The organism is Aliivibrio fischeri ATCC 7744 = JCM 18803 = DSM 507, from assembly GCF_023983475.1.
Taxonomy (GTDB): Bacteria; Pseudomonadota; Gammaproteobacteria; order Enterobacterales; family Vibrionaceae; genus Aliivibrio; species Aliivibrio fischeri.
In genome coordinates this window covers 911772-932493 of record NZ_CP092712.1, presented here as the reverse complement: position 1 = coordinate 932493, position 20722 = coordinate 911772, and the positions used below count along the sequence as shown (strand labels likewise).

Annotated in this window: 19 protein-coding genes; 6 read left to right on the top strand and 13 right to left on the bottom strand. The window is 39.8% G+C overall.

Features of this window, described 5'->3' with window-relative positions; all coding sequences use genetic code 11:
• Positions 1–27: 27 nt before the first annotated feature.
• Genes AVFI_RS04440 through AVFI_RS04400 form a run of 9 tightly spaced genes read right to left on the bottom strand, consistent with a single transcriptional unit; the run spans position 28 to position 7614 of the window.
• Positions 28–1563 (bottom strand): HAL/PAL/TAL family ammonia-lyase, encoded by a 1536-nt coding sequence (locus tag AVFI_RS04440; RefSeq protein ID WP_054775286.1) that lies wholly within the window; start codon positions 1561–1563, stop codon positions 28–30.
• A complete protein-coding gene (locus AVFI_RS04435; RefSeq protein WP_017018449.1) occupies positions 1553–3244 on the bottom strand; it encodes a glycosyltransferase family 2 protein in 1692 nt (563 codons plus the stop codon). Before AVFI_RS04435 ends, AVFI_RS04440 begins: the two co-directional genes overlap by 11 nt.
• Positions 3245–3246: 2 nt before the next feature.
• Positions 3247–3621: an ApeI family dehydratase gene (locus AVFI_RS04430; protein ID WP_054775285.1), complete on the bottom strand. Its 375-nt coding sequence runs from the start codon at positions 3619–3621 to the stop codon at positions 3247–3249.
• 13 nt (positions 3622–3634) lie between these two features.
• Positions 3635–5023 carry an AMP-binding protein gene (locus AVFI_RS04425; RefSeq protein WP_188863393.1) on the bottom strand — a complete coding sequence of 463 codons (1389 nt, stop codon included), beginning with the start codon at positions 5021–5023 and terminating at the stop codon, positions 3635–3637.
• Entirely contained in the window at positions 4999–5559 is a 561-nt protein-coding gene (locus AVFI_RS04420) for a COG4648 family protein (RefSeq protein ID WP_005418342.1), read from the bottom strand. The genes AVFI_RS04425 and AVFI_RS04420 overlap by 25 nt, the downstream gene beginning before the upstream one ends.
• Complete coding sequence (locus tag AVFI_RS04415) at positions 5559–5816, bottom strand: acyl carrier protein (protein WP_005418340.1); 258 nt, start codon at positions 5814–5816, stop codon at positions 5559–5561. Before AVFI_RS04415 ends, AVFI_RS04420 begins: the two co-directional genes overlap by 1 nt.
• An 11-nt stretch (positions 5817–5827) precedes the next feature.
• The gene (locus AVFI_RS04410) at positions 5828–6085 is read right to left on the bottom strand and encodes a phosphopantetheine-binding protein (protein WP_005418338.1); all 258 of its coding nucleotides are present in this window, start codon (positions 6083–6085) and stop codon (positions 5828–5830) included.
• Between the two features lie 7 nt (positions 6086–6092).
• Positions 6093–6890, bottom strand: coding sequence for a lysophospholipid acyltransferase family protein (locus AVFI_RS04405; protein ID WP_005418336.1), 798 nt, complete (start codon positions 6888–6890; stop codon positions 6093–6095).
• Between the two features lie 4 nt (positions 6891–6894).
• Positions 6895–7614, bottom strand: coding sequence for a beta-ketoacyl synthase chain length factor (locus AVFI_RS04400; RefSeq protein ID WP_188863394.1), 720 nt, complete (start codon positions 7612–7614; stop codon positions 6895–6897).
• Positions 7615–7752: 138 nt separating this feature from the next.
• Between AVFI_RS04400 and AVFI_RS04395 the strand changes: the two genes are divergently transcribed.
• The 3 genes from AVFI_RS04395 (at position 7753) to AVFI_RS04385 (ending at position 10831) form a co-directional block, all read left to right on the top strand.
• Positions 7753–8328 carry a YceK/YidQ family lipoprotein gene (locus AVFI_RS04395; RefSeq protein WP_054775284.1) on the top strand — a complete coding sequence of 192 codons (576 nt, stop codon included), beginning with the start codon at positions 7753–7755 and terminating at the stop codon, positions 8326–8328.
• Positions 8329–8431: 103 nt separating this feature from the next.
• On the top strand, positions 8432–9499 hold the full coding sequence (locus AVFI_RS04390) for a methyltransferase (protein WP_011261512.1): 1068 nt from the start codon (positions 8432–8434) through the stop codon (positions 9497–9499).
• Positions 9500–9598: 99 nt separating this feature from the next.
• Entirely contained in the window at positions 9599–10831 is a 1233-nt protein-coding gene (locus AVFI_RS04385) for an NAD(P)/FAD-dependent oxidoreductase (RefSeq protein ID WP_065639458.1), read from the top strand.
• A gap of 74 nt (positions 10832–10905) precedes the next feature.
• Here AVFI_RS04385 and AVFI_RS04380 read toward each other — a convergent pair whose 3' ends face one another.
• On the bottom strand, positions 10906–11502 hold the full coding sequence (locus AVFI_RS04380; protein WP_065596151.1) for a VOC family protein: 597 nt from the start codon (positions 11500–11502) through the stop codon (positions 10906–10908).
• 207 nt (positions 11503–11709) lie between these two features.
• Here AVFI_RS04380 and argS point away from each other — a divergent pair, with 207 nt between their 5' ends.
• On the top strand, positions 11710–13443 hold the full coding sequence (gene argS / locus AVFI_RS04375) for an arginine--tRNA ligase (RefSeq protein ID WP_005418328.1): 1734 nt from the start codon (positions 11710–11712) through the stop codon (positions 13441–13443).
• 109 nt (positions 13444–13552) lie between these two features.
• Here the strand turns inward: argS and yfbV are convergent, their stop codons facing one another.
• Positions 13553–14002 (bottom strand): terminus macrodomain insulation protein YfbV, encoded by a 450-nt coding sequence (yfbV, locus tag AVFI_RS04370; protein ID WP_017018457.1) that lies wholly within the window; start codon positions 14000–14002, stop codon positions 13553–13555.
• A 317-nt stretch (positions 14003–14319) separates the two neighbouring features.
• Between yfbV and AVFI_RS04365 the strand changes: the two genes are divergently transcribed.
• Together AVFI_RS04365 and pta are read left to right on the top strand one after the other, a co-directional pair.
• Positions 14320–15516 carry an acetate kinase gene (locus tag AVFI_RS04365; protein ID WP_012533087.1) on the top strand — a complete coding sequence of 399 codons (1197 nt, stop codon included), beginning with the start codon at positions 14320–14322 and terminating at the stop codon, positions 15514–15516.
• 99 nt (positions 15517–15615) lie between these two features.
• The gene (gene pta, locus AVFI_RS04360; protein WP_005418323.1) at positions 15616–17781 is read left to right on the top strand and encodes a phosphate acetyltransferase; all 2166 of its coding nucleotides are present in this window, start codon (positions 15616–15618) and stop codon (positions 17779–17781) included.
• Between the two features lie 425 nt (positions 17782–18206).
• On the opposite strand, the gene AVFI_RS04355 is transcribed toward pta, so the two are convergent.
• Positions 18207–18449, bottom strand: a complete 243-nt coding sequence (locus tag AVFI_RS04355; protein ID WP_005418321.1) for a FeoC-like transcriptional regulator — start codon at positions 18447–18449, stop codon at positions 18207–18209.
• Entirely contained in the window at positions 18446–20722 is a 2277-nt protein-coding gene (gene feoB, locus AVFI_RS04350) for a Fe(2+) transporter permease subunit FeoB (protein ID WP_054775283.1), read from the bottom strand. The genes AVFI_RS04355 and feoB overlap by 4 nt, the downstream gene beginning before the upstream one ends.

The window sequence follows — 20722 nt, the reverse complement described above, 5'->3', positions numbered from 1 at the left end:
CATTTGTATTAGTCACAACATTTAACCTTAGTATAGCGTCCAGTGCTGTTGCTGAATCTTCGCCATAAAGTTACGTAAATCGTTCTCTAATGGTCGGTCTTCATCGACAAAAGCAAATTCACTTAATACCGCATCACGCATGGTTTTAAGCTCTGTACTTAACTGAGTATCATCAAGCTCACCTTGCTTTTCACGCAATACTAACGCTTGAGTTGCCGCTAATAATGAAGCTGATGTCACTTGCTCTGTTAACTGTAAAACACGTAAACAATCACGAGAGGCAATCGTACCCATGCTCACCTTATCTTGGTTATGGCATTCTGTTGAACGTGAGAAAACACTTGCAGGCATGGTTCCTTTAAGCGCTTCTGCTGTCCATGCTGAAATACCAATCTGAACTGCTTTAAAGCCATGGTTAATTGGTTTACGAGCCCCTGTTGAACCCGTCAGGTTAAATGGTAAACCGTTATTGAATTTGTAATCCATTAGCTGTGCCATTTGGCGATCTAATAAATCAGCAATGTTCGCTACTGCGGTTTTTAGCATGTCCATTGCCATTGCAATATGACCACCATAGAAATGACCACCGTGAAGAACACGCTCATTATCACCATCGATAATTGGGTTATCGTTCGCACTGTTTAATTCATTTTCAATCATTTGACGCAAGAACGGTAGGCTATCTTGAAGTACACCAATTACATGTGGAGCACAACGAAGTGAGTAACGGTCTTGCAGACGATCACTGTTTCTTGGTGGTGTTTCGTTGTGTAGATCAGAACGTAACCAAGCCGCAATTTGTTGTTGACCTGGATGTGGTTTCACCGCAAATAACGCTTCATCAAAGTGGAAGTCATTACCTTGCATCCCTACTGATACCATTGCGGTGATCTTAGTTGCCATTTGCGCTAAGTACTCCGCACGCTTATACGCTAAACACGCTAATGCTGTCATCACTGATGTACCATTCATTAACGCTAAACCTTCTTTTGGTTTAAGCTTGATTGGTGTGATATTTAACTCTTTAAATACCTCTGCAGTTGCACGGATTTCGCCTTTATAGATCACTTCACGCTCACCAATAAGCGCAGCTGCAAGATAAGATAATGGTGTTAAATCACCACTGGCACCCACAGAACCTTCTTGAGGAATACGTGGAGATACACCGTGATTAATTAGAGTGACGATTTGATTAAGCAAATCATGAGTAACACCCGATACCCCTTGTGATAAAGAGCATAAACGAGTCGCTAATACAGCACGTGCTTGTTGTTCATCTAAATTTTCACCTAAACCACAACCGTGAAAACGCGTTAAATGTAGCGGTAATTCATCCACTAAATCCATTGGGATTGCTACAGTACAAGAGTCACCATAACCCGTTGTCACACCATAGATCACGCCTTCTTCTTTTAATAAACGCTCTAAAAACTCAACACCACGGTCAATTTTGGCAGTGAATTCATCAGAGTTATTAAGTTGTGCATTTGCACCATTTGCAATATCAACAACGTCTTCAATTGTCAGACGTCCTTTACCAAATGTAATTGAATTAGTTGTCATCTTTCTTTCCAGTTAACTGCCAAAAATTAAAAAAGTTATACCATTGTGATGGTGCTTTTAATGTGAAATGCTCTAGGCGTTGAGCATAATTTTGTACGACTTCTTGCAAAGCCTCTTCTCGTTTACCACGAGGTAATATGATTTGTTCAGAAAACGGTTCTAAGTACACATCAAACAACGGATCTTTTTGTGTATCGTCACGAAGCCCAAACATTAAATATACTGGTTGCTTTAAAATAGAAGCCAACATAAATGGCCCTTGAGGGAATGGCGCAGGCTTACCAAGAAAATCAGCCCAAATCACTCGATTCTCTTTAGTGACTGACGTTCTATCACCAACGATAACAATCCACTCACCATCATCAATTTTTTGCTGTAATAAAATGGCGGTATCTGGCCCTATTTTAGACACCTGAATAACATTCACTTCTGATTGCGGATTAACGGTTTTCATTACCGTATTAAAACGCTCTGCATGCTCAGTAAAAACTAACGCATTAATCTTCAGGTGAGTATGACGACGGCTAAGCGCACGACATAGTTCTAGATTTCCTAAATGAGAACCCAGTAATACAATACCTTTTTCACGCTGAGCTAATGTTTGATAATGCTCAATACCATGAACCGTTAGGTTTTTATCTGAAAAATCACCACGCCATGCCGCAAGCTTATCTAACATGGTTTCACCAAAAGAGACCAAATGACGATAAGTGGTTAGCTTTTCAGGTAATTGAATGCCTTTAATTCGAGCATAAGCATTTACCTGTTGAATGAAGTCATCTGAAGCGTCTTTGACTGAACCACCACGTAGGTAGTAATAAGCCATGACTGGTTTAAGTAATAGCGAAAATACTTTGCGACCAAACGTTGAATAGATCCAAAGTAAAAATTGAATACCTAAAATCGTACCGCGCTCAGCATGAGACGACCAATGATCTTCTTGAACAGGTTTACGTTTTAGTAATGAAGGAATACGAGGCAACATGCCAAAAAATAATTTGGTGTGCATCCAACTGATTTTCACGTTATCCCATAATGCATCAAAATGAGAAATGCCATCTTCTGGGTAAATAACACGAGTATTGATAAAGCGAATATCGGTTTCATTCCAGTACATACGAACCATGATTTCGGTATCAAAATCCATTCGTCGGCCAATAACCGCTCGCTCTAATACGTTAATCGTTGGACCGATAGGATAAGAGCGGAAACCACACATGCTGTCTTTAATCGCAAAAGAAAGTGTCTCAATCCACACCCAAATATGCGTAGCATAGCGACCATACAAACGAGATTTAGGTACACTCTCATCGTAGATAGGTTGTCCAGAAATCAGTGCCGTTGGGTGTTCTTGAGATTCCGCAATTAATTTAGGTAGCGCTTCGAGATCATGTTGACCATCAGCATCAATTTGAATCGCATGGCTGTAACTCTGCTGATAGGCTTTTTCGATACCAGCAATCACAGCACCACCTTTACCTTGGTTTTCAGCTAATGTAATTAAGGTAATTGACTCATGCTGTTGCGTTACTTCTTCTAAAATACGCTTTGTTTCATTCTCACTGCCATCATCAACGATGATCATTGGATAACCATACGACATCAATGATTCAACAACGGCAGGAATGGTTTTACCATGGTTATAACAAGGAATTAAAAAACAAGGGCGAAAGTTAGTCATGATTACGCTCCTAACACAATACGACCAGAAGCGTGATTGCTTACTGTATCGCCTTTATTTGAGCGGTAAGTAAAATACAGCTTACTCTTCTCAATATCCCATTTAAGCTCAAGTTCTACTTCCATATTCGGTAAAATAGGTTCTTGAAACTTAAGCACTTCCATTCCTTTAAAGTTTGAATGTGCATTAAGGTAATGTTTCGCGTAATGAATAGCCCAATCAACTTGAGTAACACCGGGTAACAAAGGATGATTTGGAAAGTGTCCGGTGAAATCTAAGATATCATCATCCACACGCATAGAAATAAGCACACTTGGTTGCGCTTCATTTACTGAGATATCTTTTGTTGTAAGGATACTTGGCTTACGTTTTATCATAATCTAATCTTTTTTAATTATTCGCATCATTAAATAGCTGCTTTAAATCGTGCATTTGACGTTTACCTTGGCTATTTAATGGAATTTCACTAACATTTCTAAAACGACGAGGAATACCAACTGGTTCTAACCATTCTCGTAGTTCTGAACGCAATCTCAACCAGAACTTACCCTTAGAGCCTTGATTCATAAGTTTAGTTCCCGCTTCTGATAGAACAATCACTGCGCCCAATACGGTGCGTTTTTCTTCTTCCATCGGGATCACTGCTGCTTCATTAATCCACTCTAACTGCATTAATCGTTTTTCAACTTCCGTTAAAGAGAGACGCTTTTCTTCAATTTTGATCACGCGATCGACGCGACCTTTTAGAACAAACTGACCATTAGCAAGCAAATCACAATAATCGCTGGTCGCGTACCACTCTTCTTCATCAATGAAGGGAGAGAGCAATTCTAAGCAATGCTCAATGTTTAAACGGGCTTGATGAGAAGGAAAAAAGCGCCATAAAGAGCTTGGTTCAAACTGCTGACGGTAGCCAATACCACCTGTTTCTGTACTACCATAAACTTCAAATGGACGCTGTGAGAGTTTTTTCTCACTTTGCTCAGCCCCTTCAATAGCAAGCGGCCCACCAGATGAGAAAACCATCTGATAAGTATTGTGTCCTTCATGATCAACTAAGCGCTTAAGCAATGCTGGACTACAAATAAGCGTTTTTTTATCATCAGGTCGATGAGATAAAATTTGCTCTGGGTAGATAAAGTTATGGCGACTAAAGGCACGACCAGCCGTTAATGGCCATAGCACCCTAAATAATAAACCATAGATATGTTGGTGTGATACGGTGCTGTAAATGTCACTTTGTCCGAGTTTTTCGCCCCATAAACTGTCTAATTGTTGAATTTCGTTATCAAGCAATTGAAGGTTTTTAGCAATGGGCTTGGGAGTATCGGTTGAGCCAGAAGTAAACAAAGTAAGCGCAACCTCATGAAGAGGAAGTGGTGATAATGTAGCTAGATGGCCACTTTTTATATCATGATAGGCAACATGCTCACTGCATGGCATCACCTTGATAATGTCATCATGAATTAAGGAATCAAAATGCTGAGATAATTCGGCCAATGCTGCTGGTTGATGGTTACCAGGAAGAATAAGATGTTTACCCGCATGGGCTAATGCAAGAAAAGTAACCGCAAAATAATAGCTATCATCAAAACACAATGCCCACTTAGTGTGAGGTTGCTGCTGAAAAAAGGCACACGCTTTCTGAACGTCTTTTTGAAATTGAGAATAAGAAATATATGAGTGCAGCTCATCAAAACACACCATGTGGTCTGTTTTATCTTGTAATACTAATTGCGAAAGAGAGACTGTTTTCATACTTCTTTTTTTCTTATCCATTGGCGCACTAACCATTCGCTTATGAACAAAGTTCCAATAAGCAAGTAGCTAATAAATCCGTTGTATAGCATCCACATCTTCATATCCATGAAACAGGTAGAAAAAGAGATAGAGCCATTAATAATAAAAAATACACACCAAATTTTAGTTACGGTTCTGGTGTACTTAACGCCACTTTCAGGTAAATCAGGTTCTTGTAGACGAGCAAAACGTTCAATCATGCTTTGGGATTGAAATAAACTCCAAAAAAACATAACGAACATAACGACATTGACTATTACAGGGTAGAAGGTAAACCAGCCTTCGGTTTTAAATATCCAACCAAGAGAAGCAAGAATTATCCCCGCTCCACCACTGATAATAGCGATGTATTTGAGTTCTTTTATCGGTACTTGTTTACCACCGACCATACGCACTAAAAACAACACCGCTAGTACGCCTGCTACTGTCTTTATTCCACCAAAATGGAGACCATAGTAGACCGCTAGCGGATATGCTAAGAGTGCAATGGCTGACAGCGCTGTCAGCCAACGCATTATTCGCCTTTTAACAGTGCAGCTACAGAATTAACTACATCGTCGACAGTACGAACTTCTTTGAACTCTTCTGGTTTAATTTTTTTACCCGTCACTTTCTGCAAATGAACAACAAGATCGACAGCATCGATACTATCTAAATCAAGGTCAGTATACAGCTGAGCTTCTGGGGTAATATCTGCTTCATCAATTTCAAACAGTTCAACTAATGCAGAAGTTACTTGCTCTAATACTTGCTCTTTATTTACGTCTGTCATTATTTACTCTCTTACGCTTTGTTTGCATTAATGTAAGCGGCTAGGTTTGCTACTGACGCAAAATGTTCACGAGTTTGAGTATCGTCAGCATCTAACACTAAGTTGTACTTTTTCTTAATTGCTAAACCTAGCTCTAGAGCATCGATAGAATCTAAGCCCAAGCCGTCACCAAATAGCGGTGCCTCGGTTTCAATATCATCAACAGAGATATCTTCTAGGTTAAGAGCGTCAATAATTAATTGTTTAATTTCGTTGTGTAATACTTCCATCAATGACCTACTTATTTTCTTTTGATGTGTTGACTTCATTTTGTGGATACAAAGCTGTATCTAAAAATCGATTTACATTTCGAGCCGCTGAAGATGAAGCGTCAGCGTCTTCGATAAATGGAGTGATGGCGACTCTCTCTTTCACTTGTATATGAAAAAAAGGACGAACATCAGGAACTTGATACCACTTTGCTTCTTTAGTTAAAAAACTGGGTGTTACTGTGATATGAATAATACGAATATCACTTTGACTACGAACCGCAATTTGCGCTGCGCCTCGTTGAAGTTTTGATTTTTTACCCGGTGTTGTTCGCGTTCCTTCAGGAAAAACCAACAATACATTACCTGAGTTTAATTTTTCAGAACACTCTTCTAAAAACGCTTCTGGTTCTTGATTTGGAATGTACCCCGCCGCTCTGACAATCCCTTGTGTAAACGGATTATGCCATAAGGCTGCTTTTACGATGCAATCGCATTGCTTCAATTGTGAAGCAATTAAAACATAATCTATTAAGCTTGGGTGATTAGCGACAATTAAGCAATTTCTGTCACTCTGAAGAAGCTCTGCACCATCAAATTGATACTTAATCGCACGACTATAGTGCATTGTTTTACAAAAGATAAAAAAACTACGTTGGATAATCGATTGCACTCGAACTTCACGTTGTTTTTTATCTTTTGCAGTAAATGTAAGCAATGGAAAAACAATAAATGTCAAACAAAGCGCACCGACCCCGAACAAAGAGAAACAGAAACCGGTAGCTAAAATTCGCCAGTATTTATCAGTGCGTTGAAGTAAAGTCATAAGACTATTTTCGATTCCATATCCATTGTTTTGAAGAACTCTCCGTTATCCATTGAGAATGTGATCCTACTAAGTTAGCTATACATTGCAACCCATGAGGCAATCCAGAAGATTTAATTGTAGGTTTATTGTTCCATTGAAGAGAAAAAACGTCCCCAGCGCTCATTATTAAGCCAAGTGCATAGCCTTGATAATTTTGTTTTTCAAACTCTTGGTAATGAGAAGGCAAAGGCTCATCAAAATCGATGATAAGTACTTTATCATTTGGATTTTCAGCTAAGTACGCAGCGGCTTCAATAACCGCAGAATGGAAGGTATTCTCTCCAGCAGCAATAGAAGTAACTGGAATGGCTTTTTTGACCGTAATGGTAAATAGACCTGCGGCAGTATTATGAACTGATTGAGAAAAAGCCATTGGAGAAGCATCATCTCCATTCAAAATATCTTCTAAAAGAGCCACGGTTCGAGTTAACTCACCATGTCGACTAGAAAAAACCAAATAATCAATGTCATTTTCTTCCGCTAATGTTAATGCGGTTTGCACGGCTAATTTACTTAACGAGCTCATTCTTCTTCGAGCCATCGCTGGTATTTTATCGACTGGCGCTTTTTCATTTTCAGGCCAAGTGAAATTATTTTCACGCCATTCTAACCACGCATTTTTGCTATCCAAACCTGCAGAAATTGCGTGCCAATCGATAATATTAAAATTTGCGTATGTCATGATATCCATCTAGTCGTAAAAATATTACAATTTGTTAGCCTACTCGTATAGGATATATGAATTCAGTGACTTGGCGCAAATACAATAATGCGAGTCATACGGTAAATAAATATATATAGCGAAATTTAAGGGACTACCATGTCATTTTTAAAACCATTATTAGCGACTTCCGGTTTAATATTTTTATCGGGTTGCGCGAGTGTCATGACTCTTACTGATAAAAATACGGGTGATGATTTATTCCTTACCAATAAACCCGTTTATACTCTTGTGAACCTTCACCCTGATGACGCTCGTTCAAAACTTTATTCTGTTAATTTTCAACAAGATGGATTGATTCCTCTTTGTACTCAAGTTGATATTGTCAACGTTAGCACTAAACGCCTTACGTTTAAAATTGATAGTAGCGGCAGAGAATATATTTTAGATAAACACAAATCATCTCCTGATTTTGCAAAATACTTAAGTAACTATTTTGGTACTGAGTGTAATACTGCAGAAGTAAAAAAATTGAGTGCACTTGATCAACAAGGAATTAAAGAAGGTGTGGTTAAGAAAGGCATGACAAAAGAAGGCGTGAAATATGCCATCGGCTTCCCACCAGAACACAAAACACCTAATTTAAATAGCGATCATTGGTTATATTGGAAAAATAGATTTAATACTTTTAAAGTCGAATTTAACGGTAATACCGTATCAAATATAATCGATTAATATCATTCTCTCTTATATATCAGTGGTTTCTTGCTTTTGAACAAAGTTTCACTCATTACCACTGATATGATCATTTTATCATCTTCAACTATGGTTAATCTCTGTGACTCAATATAAAAATGACCCATTTAACGCATTAGAAGCAAAAACAGAAGCTCAAAAACTTTCGTTTGCTCCTATTGTTTTTCATACAGCTCGAACGCTTAGAGATCTTGGTATTCTAGCGGCTTTAGATAAAGCTCAAGATCAAGGTTTAGATGCTGAGCAATTAGCGCAAGAAACCGGTGTATCTGAATATGGCGTGAAAGTCTTACTTGATATGGCATTAAGTGCGCACATTGTTACTTGGAATAAACCAAACTATGTTCTTGCAAACCTTGGTCACTTCTTATTACACGATGGGATGACGAACGCTAACTTAGATTTTACAGCTGATGTTTGTTATGCCGCTATGATGCATCTTACTGAAGCAATTCAAGAAGGAACACCTGCCGGCTTAAAAGAGTTAGGTGACTGGCCAACAATTTATGAAGGTTTGTCTCGATTACCAGAAAAAGCCAAAGAGAGCTGGTTTAAGTTTGATCACTTCTATTCTGACCGTTCGTTCCCAATCTTATTAGAAAAAGTATTAAGCCAAAAACCAAAACGCCTGTTTGATATCGGCGGTAATACAGGTAAATGGGCACTGCAATGCTGTAATTACGATAACGATGTTGAAGTAACAATCATTGACCTTCCACAACAAATCGAAATGGCGTTAAAAAATGCCAAAGAACAAGGTTTTGCCGACCGTATTAATGGCCACCCTACTAATATGCTTGATAAGACTCTACCATTACCTCAAGGTGCAGACGTATGGTGGATGAGCCAATTCCTAGATTGTTTCTCACCAATGGAAATTTTAAGCATTTTAAAACGTGTTCGTGCTGCCATGTCCACTGACGCGAAAGTATATATTTTAGAGCTATTTTGGGATGCGCAAAAATACGATGCCGCTTCATTTAGCTTAAATGCGACATCGCTTTATTTCACTTGTTTGGCCAATGGTAATAGCCGTTTCTACCGTTGCAGTGATTTCTTAGAAATTATTGAAGAGGCTGGATTTGCTGTAGCAGAGCAAACTGACAATATTGGTTTAGGGCATACATTACTTGAACTTCGAGCTAAGTAAGTCTGTTTTAAATAAAAATCACCTATAAATATAATAATATCCTCACCACTTTAGGTTACCGACACCTAAAGTGGTGCTTTTGTCTTTAAAGGAGCGCTTGTGCAATCACCACAAACAACTCAAGTGGCTATTATTGGTGCTGGACCTTCTGGCTCTATTGCTGCTGCACTATTAAACAAACACAATATCAACTGCATTATTCTTGAAAAATCGACTTTCCCTCGCTTTTCTATCGGTGAAAGTCTTTTACCTGCGTGCATGGAATCCATTAAAAATGCAGGCATGCTAAAAGCAGTTGAAGATGCTTGTTTTCAATTCAAAGATGGCGCCGCTTTTCATTATAATGACACTTTTACTTCTTTTGATTTTACCGATAAATTTACTGACGGCGCAGGAACCACATTCCAAGTACAACGTGGCAATTTTGATAAAGTTTTAGCTGATTGTGCAAAAAAACAAGGCGTTGAAATTCGCTATCAACATGAGATAACTGACGTTAATGTAAATGCAGAAAAGCCTCTGTTATCGGTACTGGATGAAAACGGAACGCCTTACCAAATTCAAGCTGATTTCATTCTTGATGCGAGTGGCTTTGGTCGTGTTCTACCAAAATTATTGGAATTAGAAGAGCCTTCATGTCTGCCACCACGCCGTGCTATTTTCACACACATCAAAGACAATATTTCTGACGAAAACTACGACAGAAATAAAATCTTAGTTTCTGTTCATCCAACAAATACACAAGTGTGGTATTGGTTAATTCCATTCAGTAATGGGACCTGCTCTTTTGGTGTGGTTGGAGAGCCTGAATTCTTTGATGCATATTCAGAAAATAAAGTAACGGCATTAAAACAACTTGCAGAAGAAGAAAGCAATCTTAAGCATCTGTTAAACCAAGCTGAATACCCGAACCCTTGTGGTGAAATCATGGGTTATTCTGCCAATGTCAGTAAGCTGTTTGATAAAAACTTTGCTTTACTGGGTAATGCCGGTGAATTTTTGGACCCGGTGTTCTCTTCTGGTGTCACGATTGCAATGAAATCGGCAGAGCTCGCTGCTGACTTATTAATTAAGCAATTTAATCAAGAAGACGTTAATTGGCAGCAAGATTACTCCGATACCTTAATGAAAGGAGTGAATGCATTCCGTTGTTACGTAGAAGGATGGTATGAAGGGACATTCCAAGATGTCATTTTTCATGAAAATCCGAATCCTAAAATTAAACAAATGATCTGCGCCATTTTAGCTGGCTATGCTTGGGATGAAAGCAATCCATTTGTTGCCGAACCAGAGCGTCGATTAAAAGTGGTTGCTGAATTATGTAAGCCATAACTACTCACTCCATAATCAAAAAGGCATCCAAACTCTAGATTGGATGCCTTTTATGTTTTTAAAGCCTGCTTATCTTATGCCTGTTCACTCTCAATAACTGCTTTTAAACTGTGAGGATGAAGCTTTATACACACTCCTTGGTATTTGAATGCTACGGTGTAATTTGCAATACGCTCTGCATCACCTGATGGACAACTCTGTTTTACTTTAACGCCCATAGATGCCAAGTTATCCCACTTATCTTTTAGAGATGGGAACGTTTTAAATACATATTCCAAAAACGCTTCTTGAGAGTCCACATCACATGGGATAACCCACTCTACATGTTCCCACCCTTGCTGCGGATAACTTTTATCACCTGGATATGGCAACTCTAAACATTCAATAGACCAACCGTTGATAGTTAACGCTTGATTAAAACCCAAAGCAATAATAGGACGGCCGTTAATTTCATTATTTGACCATTCTTCTGCTTGTTGTAGCCACGCTTGATGAGCTGCTTCTGCCACGTCTCGATCATTGATTCTTAGTGCAATGTGATCCGCTTGATATTGAGTTAAATCGATCTCTAGTACATCGAGTAATGCTTGGATCTTCTCCATAAATGAAGGTAATGCATTAATCAGTTGTTGAGGCTCTAATTGTTGCTGTTTTAATAATAGTAATGACATGAAGGCAACCTAACGGTAAAAAAGAGAAACCGAATTGTATCAACCTCTTTACTTGATGTTTAGAACCTTTCGAAAAATAGCCCCTAAGTTGCAATAAAAAATAACAGAAACTATTAAATATCCCCTGTTTTATTGCTATTATTAGCGATTATTTTGCTTTCCATGCAATAGCATTCCTGTTTAACAGCGATATGAAGGATAACCTCTTTGAATATTCAATCACTTATTAACGACAAAGTTTCTCAAGCGTTAGAAGCAGCCGGTGCGCCAGCAGGCAGCCCTGCCGCAGTACGTCAATCTGCAAAAGCACAATTTGGTGACTACCAAGCTAACGGCGTAATGGGCGTAGCTAAGCGACTAGGTACAAACCCACGAGAATTTGCTCAGAAAGTACTGGATGTTTTGGATCTTGATGGCATCGCTAGCAAAACTGAAATTGCAGGCCCTGGCTTTATCAATATTTTCTTATCAGAAGAATTTCTAGCAAAACAAGCAGAAGCAGCATTAGCTGACGAACGCTTAGGTGTTGCTAAAGAAGAACAACAAAACATCGTTGCAGACTACTCTGCACCAAACGTTGCTAAAGAAATGCACGTTGGTCACTTACGTTCAACCATCATCGGTGATGCTGTTGTTCGTACTCTTGAGTTTTTAGGTCATAACGTTACTCGTGCTAACCACATCGGTGACTGGGGTACTCAGTTCGGTATGCTTATCGCAAACCTTGAGCGTATCCAAAAAGAGAAAGGCGAAGTTTCTATGGAGCTGTCTGATCTTGAAGGTTTCTACCGTGAATCTAAAAAACTGTATGACGAAGACGAAGAGTTTGCAGTAACAGCGCGTGGTTATGTTGTTAAACTTCAAGGCGGCGATGAGTTCTGCGCAGAAATGTGGAAGAAGCTTGTTGACGTTACTATGGTTCAAAACCAACGCAACTATGACCGTCTAAACGTATCACTTACTCGTGATAACGTAATGGGCGAAAGCATGTACAACAGCATGCTTGCTCCAATTGTTGCTGATCTTCAAAAACAAGGTTTAGCTGTTGAGAGCGAAGGCGCTCAAGTTGTATTCCTAGATGAATACAAAAACAAAGATGGCGAACCTATGGGTGTTATCGTTCAAAAACGTGACGGTGGCTTCCTATACACAACAACAGATATTGCTTGTGCTAAATACCGTTACGAAGAACTGAATGCAGATCGTGTTCTTTACTTCATCGATTCACGTCAACACCAGCACTTAATGCAAGCTTGGACTATCGTTCGTAAAGCGGGCTATGTTCCTGAGAGCGTATCTCTAGAACACCATGCATTTGGTATGATGCTAGGTAAAGATGGTCGCCCATTTAAAACTCGTGCAGGCGGTACAGTTCGTCTAGCTGATCTTCTTGATGAAGCTGAAGAACGTGCAACAAAACTGATCGAAGAGAAAAACAAAGATCTATCTGCTGAAGAAAAAGCAAAAATTGCTACAACCGTTGCAATGGCTGCAGTTAAGTACTCAGATCTTTCTAAGCACCGTACTACGGATTACATCTTCGATTGGGACAACATGCTTGCGTTCGAAGGTAACACAGCGCCTTACATGCAATATGCATACACTCGTGTAGCTTCTATCTTCAGCAAAGCTGGCTTATCTATGGATGAGTTAACAGGTGAAGTTAAGATCACTGATGAGAAAGAAAAAGCGTTAGTTGCTAAGTTAATGCAATTTGAAGAAGCGGTTCAAGCAGTAGCAAGTGAAGGTCAACCTCACCTAATGTGTGCTTACCTATTTGAACTTGCTGGTCAATTCTCTAGCTTCTACGAAGCGTGCCCTATTCTTAACAACGAAGATGACGCTGTTAAGCAAAGCCGCCTGAAGTTAGCTGCATTAACAGCGAAAACAATTAAGCAAGGCTTAGAACTACTAGGTATTGAAACGCTAGAGCGTATGTAATTCCTATTTCAACAATCTGAATACTCATTCAGATTGTTGATAACTAAAGATCAAAAAAGGAGCTAAAATTAGCTCCTTTTTTATTATCTATACTTTATGTAAGAAAATATTAAAACCAACGTTCTAAAGCTGTTTTATCTAACTGTTTAAACGCTTTATTCAAAATATTCGCCAGTTCTTTATAACGTGGCTGACTCTTCATTGGCTCTAATGCGGCCCCTGATTCAATAATTTTTTGGTACAACTCACGATACCAACTCGCTAATGCTGGCGGTAATTTTGTATTCGATCTATTACCTAACCACCAAAAACCCTGTAATGGCATACTAATCGCAAACAATGCAATAATGATAGCTTGTGGCAACCCTGCTGTATTATTAAAAACCATTTGCGTTAATACGCTGATAACCGCAACCGCTGGCATGACTTTAACAGCGAACTTAGTTGCTTTAATCACTCGTTGCTCAGGGAACATCGGAGCTAACTCTTTTCGCTCAGGCCAAGTATCCATATAGGTTTGACCATCTCGAAATCGGAATAAAAAACCGTTTTCACTCATATTGCCCCCTTGGACTTCTAAACAAAAGTTGAATCATTCAAAAAAATACAGAATAAACTTGATTAGAATTAATATTATCTTAAAATATTTTTGTTATCTTAGCGCACAATCGTTATCCTATGCGCTGATTTATCTTTTGCTGTAGTTCTACTATAAGCTAAAAGTAGATAAATCGGCAAGGACTGCTGTAATGCTCTTACTAAGGATAGCTAATTTTTTTGGATAAATGTGGTTGTTTTCAATTAATCGACTACATTTGTCGTGATATGTCATTACGACATAACTTTAATTACTGATGAATAAATAGGTATTTATACATGTCTAAGCTGGTTTTAGTTTTAAACTGCGGTAGTTCTTCTCTTAAATTTGCGGTTGTTGACGCAGAATCTGGTGCAGAGCACTTAACTGGTCTTGCTGAGTGTCTTGGTCTTCCTGAAGCTCGTATGAAGTGGAAACTTGATGGCAAGCACGAAGCTCAACTAGGTGCAGGCGCTGCACACGTAGAAGCTCTATCATTTATGGTAGAAACTATCCTTGCATCTAAGCCAGAGCTTAAAGCTAACCTTGGCGCTATCGGTCACCGTATCGTACACGGTGGTGAGCAATTCACTAAGTCAGCACTTATCACTGACGAAGTACTTAAAGGTATTCAAGACGCTGCAACTTTTGCACCTCTTCATAACCCAGCTCACATCATCGGTATCGAAGCAGCTAAAGCTAACTTCCCAGGCCTTCAAAACGTTGCTGTATTTGACACAGCGTTCCACCAAACTATGCCTGAAGAATCTTACCTATACGCTCTTCCATACAACCTATACAAAGAGCACGGCATCCGTCGTTACGGCATGCACGGTACTTCTCACCTGTTCATCACTCGTGAAGTTGCTGGTCTACTAAACAAGCCTGTTGAAGAAGTTAACATCATCAACTGTCACCTAGGTAACGGCGCATCTGTATGTGCAATTAAAAACGGTGAATCTGTAGATACTTCTATGGGTCTTACTCCTCTTGAAGGTCTAGTAATGGGTACTCGTTGTGGTGATATCGATCCTGCTATCGTTTTCCACCTACATGACGCTCTAGGTTACTCTGTTGAACAAATCAACAACATGCTAACTAAAGAGTCTGGCCTACAAGGTCTAACTCAAGTAACTTCTGACTGTCGTTTCGTTGAAGACAACTACGGTGAGAAAGAAGAAGCAACACGTGCGATGGACGTATTCTGTCACCGTCTAGCTAAATACGTTGCAGGTTACACAGCAACTCTAGAAGGTCGTCTAGACGCAATCACTTTCACAGGCGGCATCGGTGAAAACTCTGCTCCAATCCGTGAAATGGTTCTTAACCGTCTAGGTATCTTCGGTATCGAAGTTGATGGCGAAGCAAACCTTAAAGCACGTTTCGGTGGTGAAGGTACTATCACTACTGCTAACAGCCGTATTCCTGCAATGGTTATCTCTACTAACGAAGAGCTAGTTATCGCAGAAGACACAGCTAAACTAGCTGGTCTGTAATATCTCCTAAAAGGCTAGCCATTAGGTTAGCCTTTTTTCTTTCTATGGCTTTATTTTTTCAATAAGGTCTCTTGCCCCAATAGTGTAGAGGAATTTTCCATGTCTCGTACTATTATGCTTGTTCCAATCAGTGCTGGTGTTGGTCTAACTAGCGCAAGTTTGGGTGTATTACGTTCAATGGAACGTAAAGGCGTAAGCGTTTCTTTTTACAAACCAATCTCTCAGCCTCGTCACGGTGGTGATCAACCTGATCTAACTACTTCAATCGTGACTAGCAGCAGCGATATCAAAGCAGCAGAACCAACTACAATCTCTCGTGCAGAAGAACTGCTACGTAACGAACAGTCTGACGTTCTTCTAGAAGAAATCGTTGCGCGTTACAAGTCAATCAGCCAAGACACTGATGTGACACTTATCGAAGGTTTAGTTCCTACTCGTAAACACCCATTTGCTAACCAATTAAACGGTGAAATTGCAAAAACTCTGGGTGCTGAGATTGTGTTTGTAGCAACTCCTGGTACAGATAACCCTTCTCAACTTAAAGAGCGTATCGAAGTAGCATGTTCTAACTTTGGTGGCACTAAGAACAAACAAATCGCTGGCGTTATCATCAACAAGCTAAATGCTCCTGTTGATGAAGCGGGTCGTACTCGCCCTGACCTATCTGAAATCTTTGATGATGCAGATGCAACGACTAAGACTAACCTTGAAGTAATGCAAATCTTCAACTCTAGTCCTATTCGTGTTCTTGGTTGTGTGCCTTGGAAAGTAGACCTAATTGCTACTCGTGCTATCGACATGGCTAAGCACTTAAATGCTGAAATCATCAACGAAGGTGAAATTGCGACTCGTCGTATTAAGAGCATCACTTTCTGTGCACGTTCTCTACCGCACATGATTGAGCACTTCAAACCAGGTTCTCTATTAGTAACTTCTGCTGACCGTCCTGACGTTATCGTTGCTGCATGTCTTGCTGCAATGAACGGCGTAGAAATCGGCGCGATCTTACTGACTGGCGGTTACGAAATCCCTCAATCAATTGCTGAACTTTGTAAGCCTGCTCTAGAGTCTGGTCTTCCAATCTTCACTGCACAAGGTAACACTTGGCAGACTTCTCTAAATCTACAAAGCTTCAGCCTTGAAGTTCCTGCAGATGATAAAGAGCGTATTGAGTTTGTTAACGAGCACGTTGCTAGCCACATTGATGGCCCTTGGATTGACTCTCTATCTGAAGGTACTGAAGGTATCCGTCGTCTAAGTCCACCAGCATTCCGTTACCAGTTAACTGAATTTGCTCGTAAAGCGGCTAAACGTATCGTTCTTCCTGAAGGTGATGAGCCTCGTACAGTTAAAGCTGCGGCTATCTGTGCTGAGCGTGGTATCGCGACTTGTGTTCTTTTAGGTAACCCTGAAGAAATCCGTCGTGTTGCAGCGCAACAAGGTGTTGAACTTGGTGCTGGAGTTGAGATCATCGATTCTGATTCTGTACGTGAAAACTACGTTGCTCGTTTAGTTGAGCTACGTGGCGCGAAAGGCATGACTGAAGTTGTGGCTCGTGAAAAACTACAAGATTCAGTATTCCTTGGTACTATGATGCTTGAAGCGGGTGAAGTTGACGGTCTTGTGTCTGGTGCGGTTCATACCACAGCAAACACTATCGTTCCTCCATTCCAAATCATCAAAACAGCTCCTGATGCTTCTATCGTATCTTCAATCTTCTTCATGCTTCTGCCTGATCAAGTTCTTGTATACGGTGACTGTGCGATCAACCCTGATCCAACAGCTGAGCAACTTGCTGAAATCGCTATCCAATCTGCTGATTCTGCAGCGGCATTTGGTATCGACCCACGTGTTGCAATGATCTCTTACTCTACTGGTGAATCTGGCAAGGGTGCAGACGTTGATAAAGTACGTGAAGCAACTAAGATCGCTCAAGAGAAACGTCCTGATCTAATGATCGACGGTCCTCTACAGTACGATGCTGCAATCATGGAAAACGTAGCTGCTTCTAAAGCACCTAACTCTCCTGTAGCTGGTAAAGCAACTGTATTTGTATTCCCAGACCTAAACACTGGTAACACAACGTACAAAGCGGTTCAACGTTCTGCAGATCTAGTATCTATCGGTCCAATGCTTCAAGGCATGCGCAAGCCAGTAAATGACTTGTCTCGTGGTGCTCTAGTTGACGATATCGTATACACAGTAGCACTAACAGCTATCCAAGCGGATCAAGCTGCACAAGCTGAAGAAAAAGTAATTAACTAATTTCATGCTCTAGAAATAGAGTGTAGTTAATGAAAATAAGAAGACACGCGATGAAAGTTGCGTGTCTTTTTTTGTGTTTATGAGATAGGGACTAGAGGCGAGTAATTAGGAGCGAGGTAAGAGCGAATAGAACTTTTAAGAGCTAGAGACTAGGGACTAAGGACGAGTGATTAGGGGCGAGGTAAGAGCGAACAGAACGTTCAAGAGGTAGGGACTAGGGCGGAGTAAGAGCAAGAGCTACCTTCTCTCGACTAGAACTTAGTAATAAATATCTATAAATGAAAGTAAAATCATAACGTTTATCGCAACTTTCTTCTGCTCTTATCTAATCCCTAAATTCTCGCCCCTCACCTCTTTCTCTCATAAAAAAAACGAGAACCAGTTGGCTCTCGTTTTTATTTATCACTTTACTCTAAGTTAAGCGACTATCGTATGTAAGTGGTCATTAACTCGTTTTGATACACTGGGCGATACCACACACGCTCTGCCTCTTGGCAACATTGTGTTTTCTCACATCCAGCGAGTTCACGAGTTAACTTTCCTTTTTTTACCCAAAGCTCAAGCATTGCATCAACACCATCTTCACTCATGCTGAATTTCTTTGCTAATGCAATACGCTCTACACGGCCTTGTTCGTCAATATACTGCTTAAGTTCGGTTAAAATCATACTAGTGCTGCCTGCTGTTCTTGAGCTTCTTGACCTTTACGTTTTAGTACTAGGTAAGTCACTAACATAATAATAAGTGAAATAGCTATCCACATAGCACTTGTCATCGGTGCTGCTGAGAAGTGAGCAATTTGGTAATACAGTGTTGCTGAAACATAAGCAAGTAGCATTGTCCATCCAGCAATAAAGTACGAGTACTTACGACCAAATTCACGCATGTATGCTCCCATCGCAGCGACACATGGAGTGTAAAGCAGGATGAAGATTAAGTAAGCCATTGCGCTTGCACTTGTTACAAAGTGAGCTTGTAGATTACCAAAGATTGAATTCTCAACGCCTTGCTCTTCTGCTACCGCTTCAATATCGGTTAAGTCACCCACTTCAACACCTAGTGGATCTGAGTAGCTTAATCCTGATAGGTTATCTGGAATAGACATTACTGCTTCATTTAAGCTAGCCATTAAATCAAACTCAGCATCATCGCCCGCAGGATCGGCATATAAGCTATTTAACGTACCAACAACGGCCTCTTTAGCAAAGATACCTGTGATAATACCTACTGTTGCTGGCCAGTTATCTTTTTGAATACCAATTGGTGCAAGCACTGGAGTAACCACTTGAGCTGCTTTTGATAGCACAGAGTTTTCACTGTCTTCGTTACCGAATGAACCATCCATACCTAATGAGTTAAAGAAGCTTAATAGTGTTACAACAACAACAATGGTTTTACCTGCACCAAGTACAAAACGTTTTAGTTTCTGCCATGTTTTGATCATGATGTTACGCATAGTTGGGAATTCGTAATCAGGAATTTCCATGATGAACGAATCACTACGCCCTGGATAAATCGTATGTTTCAGTAACAAACCAGTAAATACTGCAGCTAAAATACCGAAAAAGTACAAACCAAATACAACGTTTTGACCATTTTCAGGGAAGAAAGCAGCAGCAAACAATGCATATACAGGTAAACGAGCACCACATGACATAAATGGAGCCATTGACGCTGCCAATTTACGCTCACGCTCTTGTTCTAAAGTACGAGTAGCCATGATAGCTGGAACGTTACAACCAAAGCCAAGTACAAGTGGTACAAATGCTTTACCTGGTAATCCAATCTTTTGCATCACTTTATCAAGTACAAATGCAGCACGAGCCATATAACCAGAACTTTCTAGTAAAGAAAGGAACAAGTATAGACAAGCGATAACAGGAATGAAGGTTGCTACGGTTTGAATACCACCACCGACACCATCAGCAATTAATGTCACTAACCAAACAGGTAAATGCCCATCTAATAAATAATGGCCGCCATCAACAAGAAGTGCGCCAACACCGATATCAAAAAAATCAATAAATGCACTACCAATGTTGATAGAGAACATGAACATTAAATACATGACGAAAAAGAAGAAAGGAACACCAATCCACTTATTTAGAATAAATTGGTCAATTTTCTCACTAACACTGTGGCTTAATCGACCTTCTTGACGACGTAATTGCTGACATAATTGATGTAGGAAAGTGTAACGACAATCAGCAATATGAAAATCAGCTTCAACATTTGTATTAAGTACATTAGTAATATTAGCTACTTGATTTCGCTTATCCGCTTCTAGAGTATTAAGCACTAAAGCATCGTTTTCTAAAGCACGAATTGCCAGTGAGCGACTAGATGCATATTCACTCGAGAATAATGGCGATGCTTCTTTAATTGCAGCTTCAACATCATCACCATAAGTAAGTTCAAGTGGCATCATTTTAATGCCTTGAGCAATTGACTTATGTAACTTCTCTTTGAATTTATGAACTTGGTTTTTATCATTTGCCGATAAAGACAATACAGGGCAACCCAGAACTTTTTCTAACCCTTTTACATCTAAAATTTGACGTTGACGCTTAAGCACATCCATTTTATTTAAAACAACGATCATTGGGCGCCCCAACTCACGAAGTTGTAATGTCATGTATAAGCTACGTTCTAAACAAGAAGCATCAACAACATTAATAATCACATCCGCAGCATGAGTTAACACAGCTCGTGACGCAATAGTTTCATCCAAACTGTTTACGTCATTACCACTGTCTAATGCATAGATACCTGGTAAGTCAGTGAGTAAAAACTCATCACCAGAACACGTATATTTACCGGTTTTCTTTTCAACTGTAACACCCGCCCAGTTACCGACCTGTTGCTTTGCGCCAGTTAATCCATTAAACAGCGTTGTTTTACCGCTATTTGGGTTACCTACAGTTAATACTTGATACTGCAT

Coding starts and splice junctions, on each gene's coding strand:
- AVFI_RS04440 (WP_054775286.1), bottom strand. CDS start 1,563: ATGACAACTAATTCAATTACATTTGGTAAAGGACGTCTGACAATTGAA.
- AVFI_RS04435 (WP_017018449.1), bottom strand. CDS start 3,244: ATGACTAACTTTCGCCCTTGTTTTTTAATTCCTTGTTATAACCATGGT.
- AVFI_RS04430 (WP_054775285.1), bottom strand. CDS start 3,621: ATGATAAAACGTAAGCCAAGTATCCTTACAACAAAAGATATCTCAGTA.
- AVFI_RS04425 (WP_188863393.1), bottom strand. CDS start 5,023: ATGGATAAGAAAAAAAGAAGTATGAAAACAGTCTCTCTTTCGCAATTA.
- AVFI_RS04420 (WP_005418342.1), bottom strand. CDS start 5,559: ATGCGTTGGCTGACAGCGCTGTCAGCCATTGCACTCTTAGCATATCCG.
- AVFI_RS04415 (WP_005418340.1), bottom strand. CDS start 5,816: ATGACAGACGTAAATAAAGAGCAAGTATTAGAGCAAGTAACTTCTGCA.
- AVFI_RS04410 (WP_005418338.1), bottom strand. CDS start 6,085: ATGGAAGTATTACACAACGAAATTAAACAATTAATTATTGACGCTCTT.
- AVFI_RS04405 (WP_005418336.1), bottom strand. CDS start 6,890: ATGACTTTACTTCAACGCACTGATAAATACTGGCGAATTTTAGCTACC.
- AVFI_RS04400 (WP_188863394.1), bottom strand. CDS start 7,614: ATGACATACGCAAATTTTAATATTATCGATTGGCACGCAATTTCTGCA.
- AVFI_RS04395 (WP_054775284.1), top strand. CDS start 7,753: ATGTCATTTTTAAAACCATTATTAGCGACTTCCGGTTTAATATTTTTA.
- AVFI_RS04380 (WP_065596151.1), bottom strand. CDS start 11,502: ATGTCATTACTATTATTAAAACAGCAACAATTAGAGCCTCAACAACTG.
- yfbV (WP_017018457.1), bottom strand. CDS start 14,002: ATGAGTGAAAACGGTTTTTTATTCCGATTTCGAGATGGTCAAACCTAT.
- AVFI_RS04365 (WP_012533087.1), top strand. CDS start 14,320: ATGTCTAAGCTGGTTTTAGTTTTAAACTGCGGTAGTTCTTCTCTTAAA.
- pta (WP_005418323.1), top strand. CDS start 15,616: ATGTCTCGTACTATTATGCTTGTTCCAATCAGTGCTGGTGTTGGTCTA.
- AVFI_RS04355 (WP_005418321.1), bottom strand. CDS start 18,449: ATGATTTTAACCGAACTTAAGCAGTATATTGACGAACAAGGCCGTGTA.
- feoB (WP_054775283.1), bottom strand. CDS start 20,722: ATGCAGTATCAAGTATTAACTGTAGGTAACCCAAATAGCGGTAAAACA.